The organism is Mesorhizobium sp. W016, from assembly GCF_054719485.1.
Genome location: NZ_JBTTIF010000002.1, coordinates 973,721 through 991,192 on the forward strand (window position 1 = coordinate 973,721; position 17,472 = coordinate 991,192).

Here is a 17,472-nt window from a genome sequence, read left to right on the forward strand (position 1 = left end):
TGACACTTGAATCTGTCCGCAGAGTCTAGCGGCGGCCGGCGAGGCAATTCAGCTTTGATGATGGCTTGGGTCCATGATTTGAGGTAAAAATCACCAAGCAGAAGCTGAAAGAGAGTGAAAATGCCTCAGTTCGACGATTTCGAGATCAAGATGCTGGATGTTCTTCAGCGCGATGGACGCAAGCCCGTGTCCGAACTGGCGCAGGAGATCGGCCTGTCGACGACGCCTTGCGCCCGCCGCTTCGAGGCGCTGCAGGAGGCCGGCATCATCAAGGGCTTTGCCGCCGTGCTCAACCGCCGCGCCGTCGGCCTGATGGTCGAGGTGTTCATCCAGGTGCGGCTCACCAGCCACAGCGACGGTTCGCCCGAAACCTTCATCGCCGCCGTGCAACGCATGGACGAAGTGTCGTCATGCTGGACGATGACCGGCGACCACGATTTCCTGCTGCACGTCATGGTGCCGTCGGTCGACGAACTCAACGCCTTCGTCATGCACCGCCTGATGCGCCTTGCCGGCGTGCGCGACGTTCACACCCAGCTGGTGCTGCAGAACATCAAGGGCCCGGGCCACGTGCCGCTCGCCCACCTCAGGCGGTAGGACACGCACCGCCATTTCTGCGGAAAAGCTGCACGCAAACTGCTGAACGGAGCCCAAATGCGAAACTGAAACGCCGGCTACGCCATGCGGACCGTCGCTCAAAGGTCCGTCATGAACATCGTGCTGATCAATCCGCCGCACACCGCCATCGGCAGCCGCGTGCCCGATGACCATCTGCCACCGCTCGGCCTGCTGGCTGGGCGGCCCGCTTATCGACGCCGGCCATAAAGTCCGGCTGGTCGATGCCGAATTCGGGCCGATGCCGTTGGAAACTCTGGTGCGCGATGCGCTCAGCGGCCAGCCCGATTGCATCCTGATCGGCCACTCCGGCTCGACCTCGGCGCATCCCACCGCGCTCGCGATCGCCCGCATGGTCAAGGCGCTCGAGCCGGCGACGCTGGTGATCTATGGCGGCGTGTTCCCGACCTATCACTGGCGCGACATATTGGCGGCGAGCGATGTCTTCGACTTCATCGTGCGCGGCGAGGGCGAGGCAACCATCCTTGCCCTGGTCGTGGCACTGGACAATCGCCGGCCGCTGGGCGATGTCGCGGGTATCGCCTATCGCGACGATCTCGGCCGCCCCTTCGCGACGCGGCCGGCCGGGACCACTGCCAATCTGGACGAGTACCGCGTCGGCTGGGAGCTGATCGATCACCGCCGCTACAGCTATTGGGGCGGCAAGCGCGCCGTGGTCATGCAGTTTTCGCGGGGCTGTCCGCATCTGTGCAACTATTGCGGCCAGCGCGGTTTCTGGACCCGCTGGCGGCACCGCGACCCCAAAAAATTTGCGCAGGAGATTGCCTGGCTGCACCGCCAGCACGGCGTCGAACTGATCAACCTCGCCGACGAAAACCCGACCGTATCGAAGAAGGTTTGGCGCGCCTTTCTCGATGCGCTGATCGCCGAGAACGTGCCGGTGCTGATCGTCGGCTCGACCCGGGCCGACGACATCGTGCGCGATGCCGACATCCTGCACCTCTATCGCAAGGCCGGCGTCATCCGCTGGCTGCTCGGCATGGAAAACACCGACCAGCAGACGCTTCAACTGATCCGCAAGGGCGGCAGCACCTCATCCGACCGCGAGGCGATCCGGCTGCTCCGACAGCATGGCATACTGTCCATGGCGACCTGGGTGGCGGGGTTCGAGGATGAGACCTTTCGCGATCTGTGGCGCGGCTTTCGCCAGCTGCTTGCCTACGACCCCGACCAGATCCAGGCGCTCTATGTCACGCCGCACCGCTGGACGCCGTTCTTCCGCATCGCCAAGGACCGCAAGGTGATCCAGACGGATGCCCGGCTGTGGGACTACAAGCACCAGGTGCTGCAGATGACCCGGCTGAAACCGTGGATGCTGTTCTTCTCGGTCAAGCTGATCGAGGTCGCGGTGCAGTCGCGGCCGAAGGCGCTGGCGCGCATTCTCTTCCACCCCGATCCCGAACAGCGCCATTCGATGCGCTGGTACACCCAAATGGGCCGCCGCGTGTGGTTCCGCGAGGTCTGGGGTTTCCTGGCCCGCGACCGCCGCCTCAAGGATGGTCCGACGCTGGCTGAGTTCTGGGGCGCGCCGCAGGATGCCGATGAGGAATCCATGGTCGTCATGCGCCCGCCGCTCAAGCCGGCCGAAGCGGCTGTCGCGATCTCGGCCGGCACCTGACCGGCTCGCTGCCATTCATAGATACGTACCGTATGCGTATTGACATACGCGGCGTATGTACCCACCTCATGCATACGGGACGTATGTGAGTGCCCCGGACAATGGAGTGAAAATGACCAAACGTGACGCGATCTTTCCTGCCGGCAGGCAGGCTCTCTACGAGATCAATCGCTATTCTGCTGCAATCCGATCGGGCGATCTTTTGTTTGTCTCGGGCCAGGTCGGCAGCCGCGAGGACGGGTCGCCCGAACCTGTCTTCGAAAAGCAGGTCCAGCTTGCCTTCGACAATCTCGCGGCAGTGCTGAAAGCAGCGGGCGCCACGTTCGACGATATAGTCGACGTGACCACCTTCCACACCGATCCGGCAACGCAATGGCCCGTGATCGATGCCGTTCGGCTGAAGGTGTTCGGTGAACCGCCCTACACCAATTGGACGGCGGTCGGCGTCAACTGGTTAGCCGGCTTCGACTTCGAGATAAAGGTCATCGCGCGCCTGCCCCAGCCTGCCTAAGGGCTGGCCAGCCGACCAACTGGCCGCCAAGCCAGTTGCCGATCAGGGCACGATTAGCGTGCCGGCGCCGTGTTCGGTGAACAGTTCCAGAAGCACCGCATGCGGCGTCTTGCCGTTGAGGATGACGACGCCTTCGACGCCGCGCTCGATCGCCTCGATGCAGGTCTCGACTTTGGGGATCATGCCGCCCGACACCGTGCCGTCCTTGATCAGCGCCTTGGCTTCGGCCACCGTCAGCTCGTCGATCAGCTTCTTGTTCTTGTCGAGCACGCCGGGCACGTCGGTCAGGAACAAAAGGCGCGTCGCCTGGCAGGCGCCGGCGATGGCGCCGGCGAAGGTGTCGGCATTGATGTTGTAGGTATGGCCATCGCGGCCGGGCGCCACCGGCGCCAGCACCGGGATCATTTCGGAGCGCGCCAGCAGGTCGAGCAGGGTGCGGTCGACTTCGACCGGTTCGCCGACGAAACCGAGATCGAGCACACGCTCGATGTTGGAATCCGGGTCGATCATGGTCTTGCGCGCCTTTTCGGCGAACACCATGTTGCCGTCCTTGCCGCACAGGCCGATCGCCCATTCGCCCTCGGCGTTGATCAGCGCGACGATCTCCTTGTTGATCGAACCGGCCAGCACCATCTCGACGATTTCGACCGTCTTCTGATCCGTGACGCGCAGTCCGCCTTCGAACTTGGATTCGATGCCCATCTTGGCCAGCATGGCGCCGATCTGCGGCCCGCCGCCATGGACGACAATCGGGTTGACGCCGGACTGCTTCAGCAGCGCGATGTCACGGGCGAAAGCCTTGCCGAGCTCGATATCGCCCATGGCATGACCGCCATATTTCACCACCACCGTCTTGTGCTCGTAGCGCTGCATATAGGGCAGGGCCCGCGAGAGCAGGGCGGCCTGCATTTCGGCGGTGGCGGTGATCTCCGTCATCGGCATGGTTCCCTGGATGTGGGTAAGGACGGCGGCGTCTTAGCGGGAATTGGCCCAGGCCGCAAACAGCTTTGCTATCACGATGATGAAATCTGCCGGATCAGGCCGGCACCTTGAGCGGCGCCCGCCGCGTCAGCCACCCGGAAACCTTCTCCATCTGCGCAGCAAGCGACAAAAGCGTCCTGCTCGTCGCCGGGGCGGCCGACGGCCTGGATGCCGAGCGGCAGGCCGGCATCGGTGACATGGACCGGCAGCGCGATCGACGGCTGGCCGCTGACATTCTGGATCGCCGGCCAGTGGTGAACCACAGGCTCTTGTCCATCAATTGCCCAAACAAGGATCTGATCTCCAAGAGACGGGTCAAATGCAATTTGTCGAGCAGGTTTTCGATGAGCTCGTCGGCCCCCTTCGGGTCCATGGCGCCTCAGGCAAGCGGCGGATGCGCAATGATCGGGTTGCCTCGGCGCGCGCGATCGCAGCATCGACAAGGTCTGGCGGCGAGATCTCGCCTCTGTGCAACAGCTCTGCCAAGCCGGTCGCATCGTTCTCCCACAGCATCCGTTCGGCCGACATTGCTGTTCCCCTATCTGCGGGAGGCTAACGACAGCCGATTTCCTTGGCAACCGACCGGCGATTACTGGCGATCGGGCGCGGACATCGATTGCGTGGACAACAAGATTTCTGCCTTTGCAAATAAATCGTGATCGCTTAGCTTGTCCGTATGACGCCGCAGGATATCTCCACCCTGATTGTCCGGACCTCGATGAAGGATCGGACTGCGTTCGATCTGCTTTACCGGCAAACCAGTGCGAAACTTTTCGGCGTGTGCCTTCGTGTATTGAAGGATCGCGGAGATGCGGAAGAAGCGCTGCAAGAGGTCTTCGTCAAAGTGTGGACGAAGGCGGACCGTTTCGCTGTTTCCGATCTAAGCCCAATCTCCTGGCTGGTGGCCATAGCACGCAATCATGCGATTGATCGCATCCGGTCGCGACGCAAGCCCGCTGCCGATATCGATGCCGCGCTCGACGTGGCTGACCCCGGTCCGGGGCCAGAGGCTATGGTTGTTGCGGGCGGTGAATCCGAGCGCATCTATCAGTGCCTTGAAGAGTTGGAACAAGACCGGGCGCAAGCCGTTCGGGGTGCTTATTTGAACGGCGAAAGTTACGCCGAGCTCGCGGAACGTCACAAGGTTCCGCTCAACACGATGCGGACATGGCTGCGCCGCAGCCTGTTGAAACTTAGAGAATGTCTGGAAAGATGACCCTGGCAGAAGAAAATGGACCGGAACGTGGAGGCGACGACCTGCTCGCAGCCGAATACGTTCTCGGCGTGCTGCCGGCGGATGAGCGCCAGATAGCCTCCGGACGCATCGACGCGGAGACCGGCTTTGCCCGTCTCGTCGATTCCTGGGAAGTAAACCTCTCGCCGATGGCTGCCGCTTATGCTGAGGTAGAGCCGCCGGCCACCATCAAGCCGGCTATCGATCGCCGGCTGTTCTCCTCCACCGCGGCGTCGACGACGGCCCCGAGCGGCAGCCTGTGGTCCAGCCTTAGCTTCTGGCGCGGCCTCACCGCAGCGGCTCTCGCGGCCCTGGTGCTCTATGTCGCCGTGCCTTACGTCAGGTCGCCGGTCGTCGTGCCGCAGGAGCGCCTCGTCGCCTCGCTGGCTGCCGAAGGCAGCGATGTCAAATACCTTGTCGTCTACGACGCTTCCCGCCGCGATGTCGGCCTGTCGCTGGTTTCGGGCGAACGCGCCGCCGGCAAAGACTTCGAACTGTGGATGATCGAAGGCAAGAATGCGCCGGTCTCGATGGGCGTCATCCCCGCCGGCCAGGTCGCCCATATCCCGGTTACCCCGGCCGTGCAGCAGAAGCTGGCGCAAGGCGCCGTGCTTGCTGTCAGCGTCGAGCCGACGGGCGGTTCGACGACGGGACAGCCGACCGGACCGGTCGTTGCCGCGGGCGACCTGAAGGGCATCTGATAGATCGTAAAACCATGACGTGACAATGAAGACAGCGGAAGTACATCTTCCGCTGTTTTCGTTTTGGATACGCTGCTGGAGATTAGAGGTTCGATCTGGGAGATTAATTCGCCGACAAAATAAAGGAAATTTTTCCCGGCGCGCGGAAACTCAGGCAGTTCTATTTCGTATCTCCTCTGTTCCGAAAGAGGAAACAATAACCCCGAGGAGTTCGAACACTATGCGTAGAATCGCCACCCTTTTGCTCGCCGGTACCATTGCCGTCTCCGCCCTCGCCACAATCGCCTATGCCGAGAATCCGATGGTTGGCGGCGCCGCCATGTACGCCAACAAGAACATCGTCGAGAACGCCGTCAATTCGAAGGATCACACGACACTGGTCGCCGCCGTCAAGGCTGCCGGCCTGATCGAGACGCTGCAGGGCGCCGGCCCGTTCACCGTCTTCGCGCCGACCAATGAGGCCTTCGCCGCGCTTCCGGCTGGCACGGTCGAGTCGCTGCTCAAGCCCGAGAACAAGGACAAGCTCACCAAGATCCTGACCTGCCATGTCATCGGCGCCAAGGCGATGGGCGCCGATGTCGCCTCGATGGCCAAGGCCGATGGCGGCACCCACAAGGTCAAGACGGTCGGCGGCTGCGAGCTGTCGCTCAAGGCCGATGGCGGCAAGGTCACCGTAGCCGACGAGAACGGCAATGTCGCCAATGTCACGATCGCCGATGTCGAGCAGTCGAACGGCGTCATCCACGTCATCGACAAGGTCCTGCTGCCGAAGATGTAACAAAGCCCCTGCCGCCGACGAACAGGCGGTAAGCTCTCTGATTGCGCGGCTCCCCCTTCGCGGGCCGCGCAATCTTCCGAGCGCTCCACGCCGTCCGCCACAAAACGCGGAGCCGGCTTGGAGCGTTCGGTTTGCAGGGCAACCGTCACCGGCTTTTGATTTTCCAGTGGCGGCCAAATCTGGCAAAATGATCCGCAGGAGGATTTCCGTCATGAACCGTCGCGACTTGCTTTTGAGTGGCGTCGCCTTTGCGGCCGTCGCCGGCGCCTTGGCAACGCTACGCTTGGGCGGAACCCAGTCCGCCAGAGCTGCCGAAACCTTCGAGGTCACCAAGACCGACGCCGAGTGGCACGCCATCCTGTCGGATGAAGCCTTCAATGTGCTGCGCAAGGAAGGCACCGAATATCCCGGCACCAGCCCGCTGCTCAACGAGCACCGCAAAGGCATTTTCGCCTGCGCCGGCTGCGACCTGCCGGTCTATTCCTGGGAGACCAAGTTCGATTCCGGTACCGGATGGCCGAGCTTCTGGCAGGAGATCGCCAACAGCGTCGGCAAGACCACGGATCGTTCTCTGGGCATGACCCGCACCGAGGTTCATTGCCGCCGTTGCGGCGGTCATCTCGGCCATGTCTTCGATGACGGTCCCGCACCCACCGGCCTGCGCCACTGCATCAACGGCGTTGCGCTCAGCTTCAAGCCGGCCACTGCCTGACCGTTCGGCGTCTTTTAGCGGGGTGGGGATTTGGCGCCGGCGTGACGACCGCCTCCTATCTCTTGAAATGGAGCGAAAACAGTCAACTTCAAGAATTGGCAGACGGCTTTTTATGCGTAGATTCCGCAGCCCTAACGAGAGGGCCAGAACCTATGCAACGAACCAAAGCACGGGCTCGCGCTAGCGAGCGCAGATCGACCGCCAAATCGACCGGCGGTGTTGATGCGGACCGGCCGCGTATCTCCCATCAAGTGGTGATCGCCGGCGGCGGCCCGACCGGGTTGATGCTGGCCGGCGAACTGTCCCTGGCCGGCATCGATGTCGCCATCGTCGAGCGGCGCGAGAACCAGGATCTCGCGGGCGTGCGCTCCGGCGGCCTGCATTCGCGCACCATCGAGATCTTCGACCAGCGCGGCATTGCCGATCGGTTCCTGTCGCAAGGCCAGACCGCCCAGGTCGCGGGTTTCGCCGGCGTTTCGCTTGATATCAGCGACTTCCCCACCCGCCACAATTACGGGCTGGCGCTGTGGCAAAAGCACATCGAGCGCATCCTTGCCTGCTGGGTCGATGAACTTGGCGTCACGGTCTACCGTGGCCGCGAGGTGACAGGCTTCGTGCAGGATGCAGGCGGCGTCGGTGTCGCGCTGACAGATGGCGGGTCGCTTCGTGCCGATTATCTTGTCGGCTGCGACGGCGGCAGAAGCCTCGTGCGCAAGGCGGGGGGCATAGAGTTCCCCGGTTCCGAGCCGACAACCAGCAATTTGATCGCCGAGATCGAGGTAACAGAAGAGCCGCAATGGGGTATCCACCGCGATGCCATCGGAATTCACGGCCTCAGCAGACTGGAAGACGGTACGGTGCGGGTGCTGGTGACCGAACGCGAGGTCGGGGCCGGCGGCGTGCCCACATTGCATGAGCTCAGCGAGGCGCTCATTGCCGTCTACGGCACCGATTACGGCGTCCACAATCCAACATCGCTGGCCCGCTTCACCGACATGACCCGGCAGGCAGCCTCATACCGCAAGGGGCGGGTGCTGCTGGCAGGCGACGCCGCGCACGTGCATCCACCGGACGGTGGACAGGGGCTGCAGACCGGCGTGCAGGACGCGGTCAATCTGGGCTGGAAGCTCGCCCAGGTGGTCAGGAAAACTGCGCCCGAAAGCCTGCTCGACAGCTACCAGGCAGAGCGCCACCCGATTGCCGCGCGTGTGATGAAAAACACCATGGCGTCGGTCGTGCTCCGTCGCGAAGACGAGCGCACCAAGGCGCTGCGCGATACAGTGTCGGAACTTCTCGGCATGGAAGAGCCGCGCAAGCGTTTTGCCGGCATGTTGTCCGGCCTGGACATCCACTACGATCTTGGCGAGGGGCATCCGCTGCTGGGGCGTCGCATGCCGGATCTCGACCTCGTCACCGCTGCCGGTCCGCTGCCGGTTTTCGCCCTGCTGCATGACGCTCGGCCGCTGCTGCTTAATCTTGGTGAGCCCGGCGCTTTTGGTATCGGCCAGTGGGTGGAGCGGATTCAGCTGGTCGACGCCAGCTACGATGGCGCATGGGAGCTTCCGGTGCTGGGGGCAGTCGAAGCCCCGCGCGCAGTGCTGGTCCGGCCTGACGGTTATGTGGCCTGGGTCGGCGGCCCTGAAGCAGCCGGGCTAACCGACTCGCTGACCAAATGGTTTGGGCCGCCTGCCGCAGCATAGCGCGCCGGGTGTTCGACCAAGGAGCTTGACAACGATCGATGCTTAAGCGTGACCCCGGAAATCGGGGGTGATTTCCGGGGTCACACATGAGCGCGCCAGGCGGGGGGTCCGGCGCGCTCAATGGCCTCCGCCGCCGCTGCCCGCGGGCGGCGCCGGCTTGGCGATGACCAGGGTGAAGACCGCCATGGTCGCGAACAGCACGGTCAGCATGGTGAACACATCCATGAACGACAGCAGCGACGCCTGCTGCTGGACCATGCCCGACAGTTTGGAGATCGCCGCCTTGGTGGCGTCGAGGCCGGGAGTTTGCTGGAAGTCGAGCGTCATGTTCTGCAGCTTGGTCTGCGCCGCCGCACTGCCCCATTCCACATGCTCGGCCAGCCTGGCGTAGTGGAAGGCGCTGCGATCGATCAGCACGGTGTTGATGACGGCAAGGCCGACCGCACCGCCGAGGTTGCGGGTCAGGTTGAACAGGCCCGACGCGTTCTTCAGCCGGTCCGGCGGCAAGGTGCCGAGCGCAATGTTGTTGATCGGCACCATGCACAGCATCATCGAGCTGCCGCGCAGGATCTGCGGGATCAGCAATTCCCAGAAATCCCAGTCGGCGGTCAGATGCGTCATCCACCATGTGCCGGCAGCGAAGCCGAACAGCCCGATCATCATCATGATGCGCAAATCCATCTTGCTCGACAGGATGCCGGAAATCGGCGCAGTGACGAACATCGCCAGGCCGCTGACGAACAAGGCTTCGCCGATCATCATGGAATCGTAGCCGCGGATGCGCCCGAGGAACACCGGGTAGAGATAGGTCAGACCGTACAGGCCGATGCCGATGACGAAGGAGAACAGCGAACCGAAGGCGAAATTGACGTTGGTGAAGGCCCTGAGATCGACGATCGGCTCCTCGGCGGTGAAGGCACGCCAGAAGAACAGCGCCGCACCGACAACCATGATGATGGCGCAGATGAACACGGCCTGTTCCTGCAGCCAGTCATGGTTCGGACCTTCCTCGAGCACATATTCCATGCAGCCGAGAAACGCCGCCATGCCGGCAAGGCCCCACCAGTCGAACTTGCTGAACAGGCCGAGATTGGGCTTGTCGAAATCGATCAGGGTCCAGGTCGTGACCGTCACCAGAATGCCTGGAATGACATTGATGAGGAACAGCCAGTGCCACGACATGGCATGGCTGATATAGCCGCCGACGGTCGGGCCGATGGTCGGCGCCAGCGTCGCCACCAGGCCGATCATCGGCGACACCATGGCGCGGCGCGACGGCGGGAAGATGGTGAAGGCGGCGGCGAAAACGCTCGGGATCATGCCGCCGCCGATAAAGCCCTGGATGGCGCGGTAGACGATCATCTGGTCGATGTTGGTGGCGGTCGCGGCCAGCGCGCTGGCCGCCGTGAAGCCGGCCGCGGCGCCTGCAAACAGCACGCGCGTCGACAGCATCCGGCTGAGAAAGCCCGACAGCGGGATCATAACCACTTCGGCGATCAGATAGGCGGTCTGCACCCATGGGATTTCATCGGAACTGGCGCTGAGGCCGGCCTGGATCTCGGCCAGCGAGGCTGAGACGATCTGGATGTCGAGGATCGCCATGAACATGCCGAACACCATCGCCAGGAAGGCGATGAGGCGGCGCGTCGAGATGGTCGTCGGTACCGCCGGCATGGCAGGCGCCGGCGCCGCTCCTGCTGTTATGGTTGCGGTTGCCATGGCATTGCTCCCGGCGTTCGCTCAGTTCGCCGCGGCCGGAGCCGTGCGGCTGTCGACGGCGACGACGACGCTCAGGCCGGCGCGCAGCCTGCCTGCCTTCAGCACATCGGCCGGCACGTCGATGCGAACCGGGATGCGCTGCACCACCTTGGTGAAGTTGCCGGTGGCATTTTCCGGCGGCAGCAGCGAGAACACCGCACCCGAAGCCGGCGCCAGCGACGACACCGTGCCTTCGAAATCATGGCCGTCCGTGGCGTCGACCGAGACCCGCACCTTCTCGCCGGGCACCAGCTTGGCCAGCTGCGTCTCCTTGAAGTTGGCAACGATGTAGAGCTTGTCCAGCGGCACCACGACGGCGAGCTTCTGGCCGGGGCTGACGAGGTCGCCCTGCTCGACCGAGCGGTTGCCGACGACGCCGTCATAAGGCGCCTTGAGCACGGTGAAGGACAGATCGCGCGCGGCCTTGTCACGGTTCAGCCGCAGCGAAGCCAGCGTGCTGGCCGATTCGGCGCGCTGCGCTTCGAACACCCCGATATTGGCCTGTGCGGCTGCAATCTGCGCGTCGGCGCCGACGAGGGCTGCATTGGCCTGGTCGAGAGCGGTCTGGGCATCGTCCAGTTGCGCCTGTGTGCCGACATGCGTCTTGACCAGTTGCGCGGCGCGCTGCTGGGCGCGAGCGGCGTTGTCGGCTGCCGCCTGGTCGGCGACCTTCTGCGCCTGCGCCTGTTGCAGCGAAGCTTGCGCCGCCTTGGTCTGGGCGTCGATACGGTCGAGCGTCTTGGCCAGCGTGGCGATCTGCGCCTCCGCCTGGGCAACGGCTATTCTGTAGTCGCCGTCGTCGATCGTCAGCAGCGGATCGCCGGCCTTGACCTGCTGGTTCTCCGAGACCTTGACTTGATCGACATAGCCGGAAATCTTCGGCGAGACGAACGACATGTCGGCCTGGACATAGGCATCGTCGGTCGAGATCAGGAACCGGCCGTCGGTCCAGTAATTATAGCCATACCAGGCGCCGGCGCTGAGCAGAGCGAGGCCGATGATCGGCAGCATGAACGAGCGAGCCGACCGCTTCTTCTTGGCCGGCACCTCGGCCAAAACTTCGGCGGCAGGCTTGATGGGCGCTTCCGGCGCTTCGATAACCGGCGAGACCTTGGCGTTGGGAAAGGGGCGGACTTCGGCGGTGGTTGGCGTGTTCGAGGACATGATATCTCGCTACCGTAGCTACATAAGGAAAATGTGTTATACTGAACCGTTCGGTTCGATGCGAACGTTGACATAGCGCTAAAGCAGGCCCATATCAAGAGCAATCGAACCGCTCGGTTCGAATTATTTCGCGAGGTGTGACTTTAATGGCCGACACGTTACCCGACGTCGAAAATGATCCGTGCGATGTGCTGGATAGTGCGCGTCGCGGCCGCCCGGCGGCGGGCCAGGATCCGGTCAAGCGCAGCCAGATCATTGAGGGCGCGCGGCGCGTGTTCATCGACAAGGGTTTCGAAGCGGCGTCGATGAACGACATTACCCGCGAGGCCGGCGTCTCCAAGGGCACGATCTATGTCTACTTCGCCAACAAGGAAGAGCTGTTCGAGGCGCTGATCGAGGAAGAGCGCGGCACCATCTTCAAGAACATGTACGACATGCTCGACCGCGCCGACGATCTGCGCCAGACGCTGGTGAAGTTCGGCAAGGTGCTGTCGATGAAGATCACCTCGGCCAAGGTCATCCAGGCGCAACGCACCGTGATCGGCGCCTCCGACAGGATACCGGACATGGGCGCGCGGTTTTACGAACGCGGCCCCAAACGCGGCCACGACAAGGTGGTCAAGTTCCTCAATGCAGCCATAGAACGCGGCCTGCTCAAGATCGATGATGTCGATCTTGCCGCCTATCAATTCACCGAACTGTGCCTCGCCGGCCTGTTTCGCCAGTGCATCTTCGCCTACCGCACCAAGGCGCCGAGCCAGGATGAAATCGACCACATCGTGCGGTCGGGCGTCAGCCTGTTCCTGAAGTCCTACGGCACTGAAAAGCTTGCCGAGGAAGAAAGCCACCAGATGATCGCGCTCGAGGCGAAGTCCAAGGCAAAGGCCTAGTTAGCCAAAGGTCTTTTTTCGCAACTCCGGACGGAAAACCGCTTCACACTTTTCCCGGAGTTGCTTTTAACCGCCATTGGCCGCCAGCACGATCGCCGCGCGCAGTTCGTCCAGACCCTCGCCCTTTTCCGACGACGTGGCGAGCACGAACGGAAACGCCGCCGGCCGCTTCTTGATCTTCAGTAATGTCTCTTCGATCAGCTGCGGCACGCCGGCGGCCTTGATCTTGTCGGTCTTGGTCAGCACGATCTGGTAGGACACCGCCGCCTTGTCGAGCAGCGACAGCACTTCGTCGTCCTTGGCTTTGATGCCATGGCGGGAATCGATCAGCACATAGACCCGCTTCAGCGTCACGCGGCCCTTGAGATAGTCGAAGACCAGCTTGGTCCAATCGTCCACCTTTTCCTTCGGCGCGCTGGCATAGCCGTAGCCCGGCATGTCGACCAGCGCCATTGGCGGCAAGTCGGTGCCTTCGCCGGAAAACCCGCCCGGCACGAAATAGTTGAGCTCCTGCGTGCGGCCCGGCGTGTTGGAGGTGCGCGCCAGCCCGTTATGGCCGACCAGCGCATTGATCAGCGACGACTTGCCGACATTGGAGCGGCCGGCAAAGGCGATCTCCGGCGGCCCCTCCGGCGGCAGGAACTTCATCGCCGGCACGCCGCGGATGAAGATCCACCCCTTGGTGAACAGGTCGGTTCCGATGACGGCGTTGCCCAACGCGTTCAAATTGCTGCCTCCAGCCTGGAAATATCGGCGCCTCGGATGGCGTTGAGGTTGCGGCCGATCTTGTCCACGGGCCAATTCCACCACGCCGCGGAAAGCAGTCGCCTGACCGTCCTGTCGTCGAAACGCATCTTCACCACCTTTGCCGCATTGCCGGCGACGATCGCATAGTCCGGCACGTCATGCGTCACCACCGATTTCGCCGCCACGATGGCGCCATTGCCGACCGACACGCCGGGCATGATCACCGCATCCATGCCGATCCATACATCATTGCCGACCACCGTGTCGCCGCGCAGTTCCTGTGACCACGTCTTCGGGTCGAAGCCTTGCTCCCAGCCATGACCGAAAATGTTGAACGGATAGGTGGAAAAGCCGGACATGGCATGGTTGGCGCCGTTCATGATGAAGCGCGCGCCCTCCGCGATGGCGCAGAACTTGCCGATGATCAGCTTGTCGCCGATGAAGGGATAATGATGCAGCACGCATCGCTCGGCGAATTTGTCCGGTCCGTCAGGATCGTCATAGTAGGTGAACTCGCCGATCTCGATATTCGGCGCGGTGACCAGGGGCTTGAGGAAGCCGACGCGGGTGTGCATCGGGATCGGGTGTTTGATGTCTGGGTTGGGTCCGTCCATGGCGAGATCCGTCGAGAGTGGCGCAAATTAAAGCCGCCATTCTAGATGGCGTGATCCGCCCTATAGCACCAATCGCCCGATGAGCGAGCCCTGCTGGGCTTCGATGTTCACTTGGTGCCGCGGCAGATCACGATCAGGTCGACCGCAGCGCAGTCGCCTAAGGCGCCCTGAAACGAAAAACGGGGCCCTGCGAAGGACAAGCAGGACCCCGGTGGTGTCGAAGACGGCTTCAAAAGAATGGCACCTCGCCGTGAGGTGGGGAAGGCAGACCGAGAAAGCCCGTCGCAGCCCGCCGTCATTCGCCGTTGCCTAAAACCGTTACTTCGGCAACAGCACCTTGTTGACGACGTGGATGACGCCGTTCGACTGGTTGACGTCGGCGACCGTTACCTTGGCGGCGCCGCCGGATTCGTCGACGATATAAAGCGCGCCTTTTTTTACCTCGGCGATCAGCGTGTCGCCGCTGACGGTCTTCATTTCATACTTGCCACCCATCGCCTTGGCCTTGGTCATCATATCCTTGGCGGAGATCTTGCCGGCCACGACATGGGCGGTCAGGATCTTGGTCAGCTTGTCCTTATTTTCGGGCTTCACCAGCGTGGCGACGGTGCCGGCCGGCAGTTTCTTAAAGGCGGAATCGGTCGGCGCAAACACCGTGAAGGGTCCCGCGCTTTCCAGCGTGTCGACCAGGCCGGCGGCCTTGACGGCGGCAACCAGCGTCTTGTGGATCGGCGAGTTGAGGGCGTTCTCGACGATGTTCTTCGAGGTCAGCATCGCAGCGCCGCCAACGGCGGGATTGGCGAGCGTATAGGCCGTCGTAGCTGCGAGGCCCGATAGAGCCAGGCCGGCGGAAAAGCAGAATGCCTTGAGGATGGACTTTGCCATTGGAGAACCCTTCTGGTGCGACAATTGTTGATTCGATTGTCGGGAAGAGTTACGCGGCGATTGCGGGAAAGTTTCGGTGCAGAGTAAAAAACGATAATGATAACAAATACTTAAAGGCGAATGCCCATTCCACGCGCCGCATCCCCGCGATGGACATGACGGGGTCACGGATCAAAAACAGCGGTCTTCGGATTAGAGCTGATCGGTGTTGATCGGCCTTGGCGGTACAAGCAGCAGCCACGCCGGTTGCACGCCGCAAGTTTCGCGCCTCACGGGAACGTGATGCGCGCCTCGTCCAAAAAAACCCCGGACGAGCCGGGGCTTTGATTGCCGGAATAGCGCCTTCTATTCAGCCGGCGAGGGTTTCTTTCGGAACAATGCCGTCAGATTGTCCCACAATTCGATCTTGGCGCCCTGGCGCTTCATGATCACGCCCTGCTGCAGGATCGACAGCGTGTTGTTCCAGGCCCAGTAGATGACGAGGCCGGCCGGGAAGCTGCCCATCATGAAGGTGAAGATCACCGGCATCCAGGTGAAGATCTGCGCCTGCGTCGGATCCGGCGGCGTCGGGTTCATGCGCATCTGCAGGAACATGGTGATGCCCATGACCACCGCCCAGGCGCCCATATGCGGCAGGAATGCCGGTGGCGCGAAGGGCAGCAGGCCGAACAGGTTGAAGACCGAGGTCGGATCGGGCGCGGCCAAATCCTGGATCCAGCCGAAGAACGGCGCGTGCCGCATCTCGATGGTGATGTAGAGCACCTTGTAGAGCGAGAAGAACACCGGGATCTGCAGCGCCACCGGCCAGCAGCCGGCGAGCGGATTGATCTTCTCGGTCTTGTACAGCTCCATCATCGCCTGTTGCTGCTTCATCTTGTCGTCCGCGTATTTCTCGCGGATCTCGAGCATCTTGGGCTGCACCTTCTTCATGTTCGCCATCGACGCATAGGATTTGTTGGCGAGCGGGAAGAAGAGGGTTTTGACGACGACCGTGGTGGCAAGGATGGCCAGGCCGAAATTGCCGAAGAATTTGTACAGCGTGTCGATCAGGTAGAACATCGGCTTGGTGATCCAGATGAACCACCCCCAATCGATCAGCCGGTCGAACAGCCTGATCTGCCGGTCCTGGGCGTAGGCGTTGATCTTGTTGACTTCCTTGGCGCCGGCGAAGATCTCGGTCTCCACCGTCGCCGACTGGCCGGCGGCAATGGTGATCGGGTCGGTGAGGAAGTCCGACTGGTAGCGCGGGCGGCCATTGTCGTAATAGGCATAGTGCGGCTGGAAGGGCTGCTTCTCGGTCGGCACCAGGGTGACCGCCCAATATTTGTCGGTGATGCCAAGCCAGCCATCGGTCGATTTGCTCGGCGTATAGAGCTTGTTCTTCTCGATGTCGGCGTATTTGTGCTCCTGCAGGCCTTCGGTTCCCGTGACGCCGATCAGGCCTTCATGCAGCACATAGGAGCTGGCAATGGCCGGCTTGTCGAAACGGATGACGCGGCCGTAATTGGACAGCGTGACGGGGGTCGAGCCTGAATTCTGCACCGCATCGGAAACGGTGAACATGTAGTCGCCGTCGACGGAGATCGTGCGCTTGAAGGTCAGGCCCTTGTCGTTGGTGAAGGTCAGCGTCACTGGCGTCGCCGGCGTCAGCGTCGCATTGCCGTCGACGCTCCAGACCGTTTCCGGGCCCGGCACCGTGCCGGTCGTGTCGCTGCCGACAAAGCCGATCTCGGCATAATAGCCGGTGGGCAGCGCCTGCGGATTGAGCAGCTGGATCTGCGGCGATGTCTTGTCGACCGTCTCGGTGTAGTGCTTGAGCTTTAGGTCGTCGAGGCGGGCGCCGGTGAGGTTGATCGAGCCCGACAGGCTCGGCGTGTCGATGTTGACGCGGGCCGTCTTGGCCACTTCCTGCGCGCGGCCTTCCGGCGTGGTGACATAGGTGCCGGGCGCGTTTGGAATGGCGCCGGGCGCCGCGGGCGCCGTCGTGCCGCCGGGATTGGCGGCCTCGGCCGCCTTCTTCTGCTCCGCCGCCCGCTGCTCTTCGATGCGGGCCGCCTCGCGCTGCTGTTCGCTGCGCGGCAGCACATAAAAATATTGCCACAGCCCGAGGATCAGCACCGACAAGACGATGGTGATGTAGAAGTTCCGGTTGTTTTCCATCGAAAGCCCTTGGCCTATCGTGTTCCGCTGAGACGGCGGGAGAGTTCGGCCTTCAACTGGCCGAACGGAATGGTGAGCACGTCTTCACGCCCGACGATGACATAGTCATTGCCGGGCGCCATGTCACTTGCGGCATGGGTGCGCACGGCTTCTTTCAGCCGCCGCCTGACGCGGTTGCGGACAACCGCATTGCCGACCTTCTTGGTGACGGTGAAGCCGACGCGCGGCGGCAGGCCGTCATTGCGGTCGAGAACTTCGACGAGAAAAAGCCGCCCGCGCCGCTTTTCACCGCGGCGGACGGCCAGGAATTCCGCACGTTTCAGAAGCCGCTTGGGGTTTGGTCCCACTGGCTTGCCGGTTGCGGGCAACGATCTCGTCTTCCG

General features: G+C 62.6%; 17 protein-coding genes and 1 pseudogene. 9 read left to right on the forward strand and 9 right to left on the reverse strand.

All coding sequences use genetic code 11. The features are described from left to right. Nucleotides 1-120 precede the first annotated feature (120 nt). From ACYG9V_RS05215 to ACYG9V_RS05225, 3 genes and pseudogenes are all read left to right on the forward strand, one after another. Nucleotides 121-597: an Lrp/AsnC family transcriptional regulator gene (locus tag ACYG9V_RS05215; RefSeq protein WP_023687465.1), complete on the forward strand. Its 477-nt coding sequence runs from the start codon at nt 121-123 to the stop codon at nt 595-597. A gap of 111 nt (nt 598-708) precedes the next feature. Continuing rightward, nucleotides 709-2,254, forward strand: a pseudogene (gene bchE, locus ACYG9V_RS05220) (magnesium-protoporphyrin IX monomethyl ester anaerobic oxidative cyclase). Nucleotides 2,255-2,366: 112 nt separating this feature from the next. Next, nucleotides 2,367-2,765: a RidA family protein gene (locus tag ACYG9V_RS05225; protein ID WP_023687463.1), complete on the forward strand. Its 399-nt coding sequence runs from the start codon at nt 2,367-2,369 to the stop codon at nt 2,763-2,765. A gap of 42 nt (nt 2,766-2,807) precedes the next feature. Here the strand turns inward: ACYG9V_RS05225 and argB are convergent, their stop codons facing one another. After that, nucleotides 2,808-3,701 (reverse strand): acetylglutamate kinase, encoded by an 894-nt coding sequence (argB, locus tag ACYG9V_RS05230; RefSeq protein WP_013528489.1) that lies wholly within the window; start codon nt 3,699-3,701, stop codon nt 2,808-2,810. A 77-nt stretch (nt 3,702-3,778) separates the two neighbouring features. Continuing rightward, nucleotides 3,779-4,009 carry an amidase family protein gene (locus ACYG9V_RS05235; protein WP_023696030.1) on the reverse strand — a complete coding sequence of 77 codons (231 nt, stop codon included), beginning with the start codon at nt 4,007-4,009 and terminating at the stop codon, nt 3,779-3,781. 413 nt (nt 4,010-4,422) lie between these two features. On the opposite strand from ACYG9V_RS05235, the gene ACYG9V_RS05240 reads away from it, so the two are divergent. The 5 genes from ACYG9V_RS05240 to ACYG9V_RS05260 all read left to right on the forward strand — a co-directional run bounded on the left by ACYG9V_RS05240 (nt 4,423) and on the right by ACYG9V_RS05260 (nt 8,871). After that, entirely contained in the window at nt 4,423-4,962 is a 540-nt protein-coding gene (locus ACYG9V_RS05240; RefSeq protein WP_023673234.1) for a sigma-70 family RNA polymerase sigma factor, read from the forward strand. Beyond that, a complete protein-coding gene (locus ACYG9V_RS05245) occupies nt 4,959-5,681 on the forward strand; it encodes an anti-sigma factor (protein WP_023736962.1) in 723 nt (240 codons plus the stop codon). The genes ACYG9V_RS05240 and ACYG9V_RS05245 overlap by 4 nt, the downstream gene beginning before the upstream one ends. Nucleotides 5,682-5,901: 220 nt before the next feature. Next, nucleotides 5,902-6,459 (forward strand): fasciclin domain-containing protein, encoded by a 558-nt coding sequence (locus ACYG9V_RS05250; protein WP_023752344.1) that lies wholly within the window; start codon nt 5,902-5,904, stop codon nt 6,457-6,459. Nucleotides 6,460-6,670: 211 nt separating this feature from the next. Beyond that, nucleotides 6,671-7,171, forward strand: coding sequence for a peptide-methionine (R)-S-oxide reductase MsrB (msrB, locus tag ACYG9V_RS05255; protein WP_023736961.1), 501 nt, complete (start codon nt 6,671-6,673; stop codon nt 7,169-7,171). Nucleotides 7,172-7,323: 152 nt separating this feature from the next. Further along, entirely contained in the window at nt 7,324-8,871 is a 1,548-nt protein-coding gene (locus tag ACYG9V_RS05260) for an FAD-dependent monooxygenase (RefSeq protein WP_352764762.1), read from the forward strand. Between the two features lie 117 nt (nt 8,872-8,988). On the opposite strand, the gene ACYG9V_RS05265 is transcribed toward ACYG9V_RS05260, so the two are convergent. Then, nucleotides 8,989-10,590 (reverse strand): DHA2 family efflux MFS transporter permease subunit, encoded by a 1,602-nt coding sequence (locus ACYG9V_RS05265; RefSeq protein ID WP_023732748.1) that lies wholly within the window; start codon nt 10,588-10,590, stop codon nt 8,989-8,991. A gap of 21 nt (nt 10,591-10,611) precedes the next feature. Next, complete coding sequence (locus ACYG9V_RS05270; RefSeq protein WP_023687455.1) at nt 10,612-11,793, reverse strand: HlyD family secretion protein; 1,182 nt, start codon at nt 11,791-11,793, stop codon at nt 10,612-10,614. A 146-nt stretch (nt 11,794-11,939) separates the two neighbouring features. Here ACYG9V_RS05270 and ACYG9V_RS05275 point away from each other — a divergent pair, with 146 nt between their 5' ends. After that, the gene (locus tag ACYG9V_RS05275) at nt 11,940-12,683 is read left to right on the forward strand and encodes a TetR/AcrR family transcriptional regulator (protein ID WP_023681357.1); all 744 of its coding nucleotides are present in this window, start codon (nt 11,940-11,942) and stop codon (nt 12,681-12,683) included. Nucleotides 12,684-12,749: 66 nt separating this feature from the next. Here the strand turns inward: ACYG9V_RS05275 and yihA are convergent, their stop codons facing one another. The 5 genes from yihA to rnpA all read right to left on the reverse strand — a co-directional run bounded on the left by yihA (nt 12,750) and on the right by rnpA (nt 17,457). After that, nucleotides 12,750-13,409, reverse strand: a complete 660-nt coding sequence (yihA, locus tag ACYG9V_RS05280) for a ribosome biogenesis GTP-binding protein YihA/YsxC (RefSeq protein WP_023741307.1) — start codon at nt 13,407-13,409, stop codon at nt 12,750-12,752. Further along, complete coding sequence (locus ACYG9V_RS05285) at nt 13,406-14,044, reverse strand: CatB-related O-acetyltransferase (RefSeq protein ID WP_352764765.1); 639 nt, start codon at nt 14,042-14,044, stop codon at nt 13,406-13,408. Before ACYG9V_RS05285 ends, yihA begins: the two co-directional genes overlap by 4 nt. Nucleotides 14,045-14,362: 318 nt before the next feature. Continuing rightward, the gene (locus ACYG9V_RS05290; RefSeq protein ID WP_023673244.1) at nt 14,363-14,929 is read right to left on the reverse strand and encodes a fasciclin domain-containing protein; all 567 of its coding nucleotides are present in this window, start codon (nt 14,927-14,929) and stop codon (nt 14,363-14,365) included. A gap of 345 nt (nt 14,930-15,274) precedes the next feature. Further along, nucleotides 15,275-17,089: a membrane protein insertase YidC gene (gene yidC / locus ACYG9V_RS05295; RefSeq protein ID WP_352764766.1), complete on the reverse strand. Its 1,815-nt coding sequence runs from the start codon at nt 17,087-17,089 to the stop codon at nt 15,275-15,277. A gap of 14 nt (nt 17,090-17,103) precedes the next feature. Then, nucleotides 17,104-17,457 carry a ribonuclease P protein component gene (rnpA, locus tag ACYG9V_RS05300; protein ID WP_023672264.1) on the reverse strand — a complete coding sequence of 118 codons (354 nt, stop codon included), beginning with the start codon at nt 17,455-17,457 and terminating at the stop codon, nt 17,104-17,106. Between the last annotated feature and the right edge of the window lie 15 nt (nt 17,458-17,472).

What these genes read in the sequence shown, in the direction of transcription:
- ACYG9V_RS05290 (WP_023673244.1), bottom strand. Translation starts at nt 14,929, where the DNA reads ATGGCAAAGTCCATCCTCAAGGCATTCTGCTTTTCCGCCGGCCTGGCT.
- ACYG9V_RS05285 (WP_352764765.1), bottom strand. Translation starts at nt 14,044, where the DNA reads ATGGACGGACCCAACCCAGACATCAAACACCCGATCCCGATGCACACC.
- ACYG9V_RS05240 (WP_023673234.1), top strand. Translation starts at nt 4,423, where the DNA reads ATGACGCCGCAGGATATCTCCACCCTGATTGTCCGGACCTCGATGAAG.
- ACYG9V_RS05265 (WP_023732748.1), bottom strand. Translation starts at nt 10,590, where the DNA reads ATGGCAACCGCAACCATAACAGCAGGAGCGGCGCCGGCGCCTGCCATG.
- ACYG9V_RS05225 (WP_023687463.1), top strand. Translation starts at nt 2,367, where the DNA reads ATGACCAAACGTGACGCGATCTTTCCTGCCGGCAGGCAGGCTCTCTAC.
- ACYG9V_RS05245 (WP_023736962.1), top strand. Translation starts at nt 4,959, where the DNA reads ATGACCCTGGCAGAAGAAAATGGACCGGAACGTGGAGGCGACGACCTG.
- ACYG9V_RS05250 (WP_023752344.1), top strand. Translation starts at nt 5,902, where the DNA reads ATGCGTAGAATCGCCACCCTTTTGCTCGCCGGTACCATTGCCGTCTCC.
- msrB (WP_023736961.1), top strand. Translation starts at nt 6,671, where the DNA reads ATGAACCGTCGCGACTTGCTTTTGAGTGGCGTCGCCTTTGCGGCCGTC.
- ACYG9V_RS05215 (WP_023687465.1), top strand. Translation starts at nt 121, where the DNA reads ATGCCTCAGTTCGACGATTTCGAGATCAAGATGCTGGATGTTCTTCAG.
- ACYG9V_RS05260 (WP_352764762.1), top strand. Translation starts at nt 7,324, where the DNA reads ATGCAACGAACCAAAGCACGGGCTCGCGCTAGCGAGCGCAGATCGACC.
- yidC (WP_352764766.1), bottom strand. Translation starts at nt 17,089, where the DNA reads ATGGAAAACAACCGGAACTTCTACATCACCATCGTCTTGTCGGTGCTG.
- ACYG9V_RS05270 (WP_023687455.1), bottom strand. Translation starts at nt 11,793, where the DNA reads ATGTCCTCGAACACGCCAACCACCGCCGAAGTCCGCCCCTTTCCCAAC.
- ACYG9V_RS05275 (WP_023681357.1), top strand. Translation starts at nt 11,940, where the DNA reads ATGGCCGACACGTTACCCGACGTCGAAAATGATCCGTGCGATGTGCTG.
- argB (WP_013528489.1), bottom strand. Translation starts at nt 3,701, where the DNA reads ATGACGGAGATCACCGCCACCGCCGAAATGCAGGCCGCCCTGCTCTCG.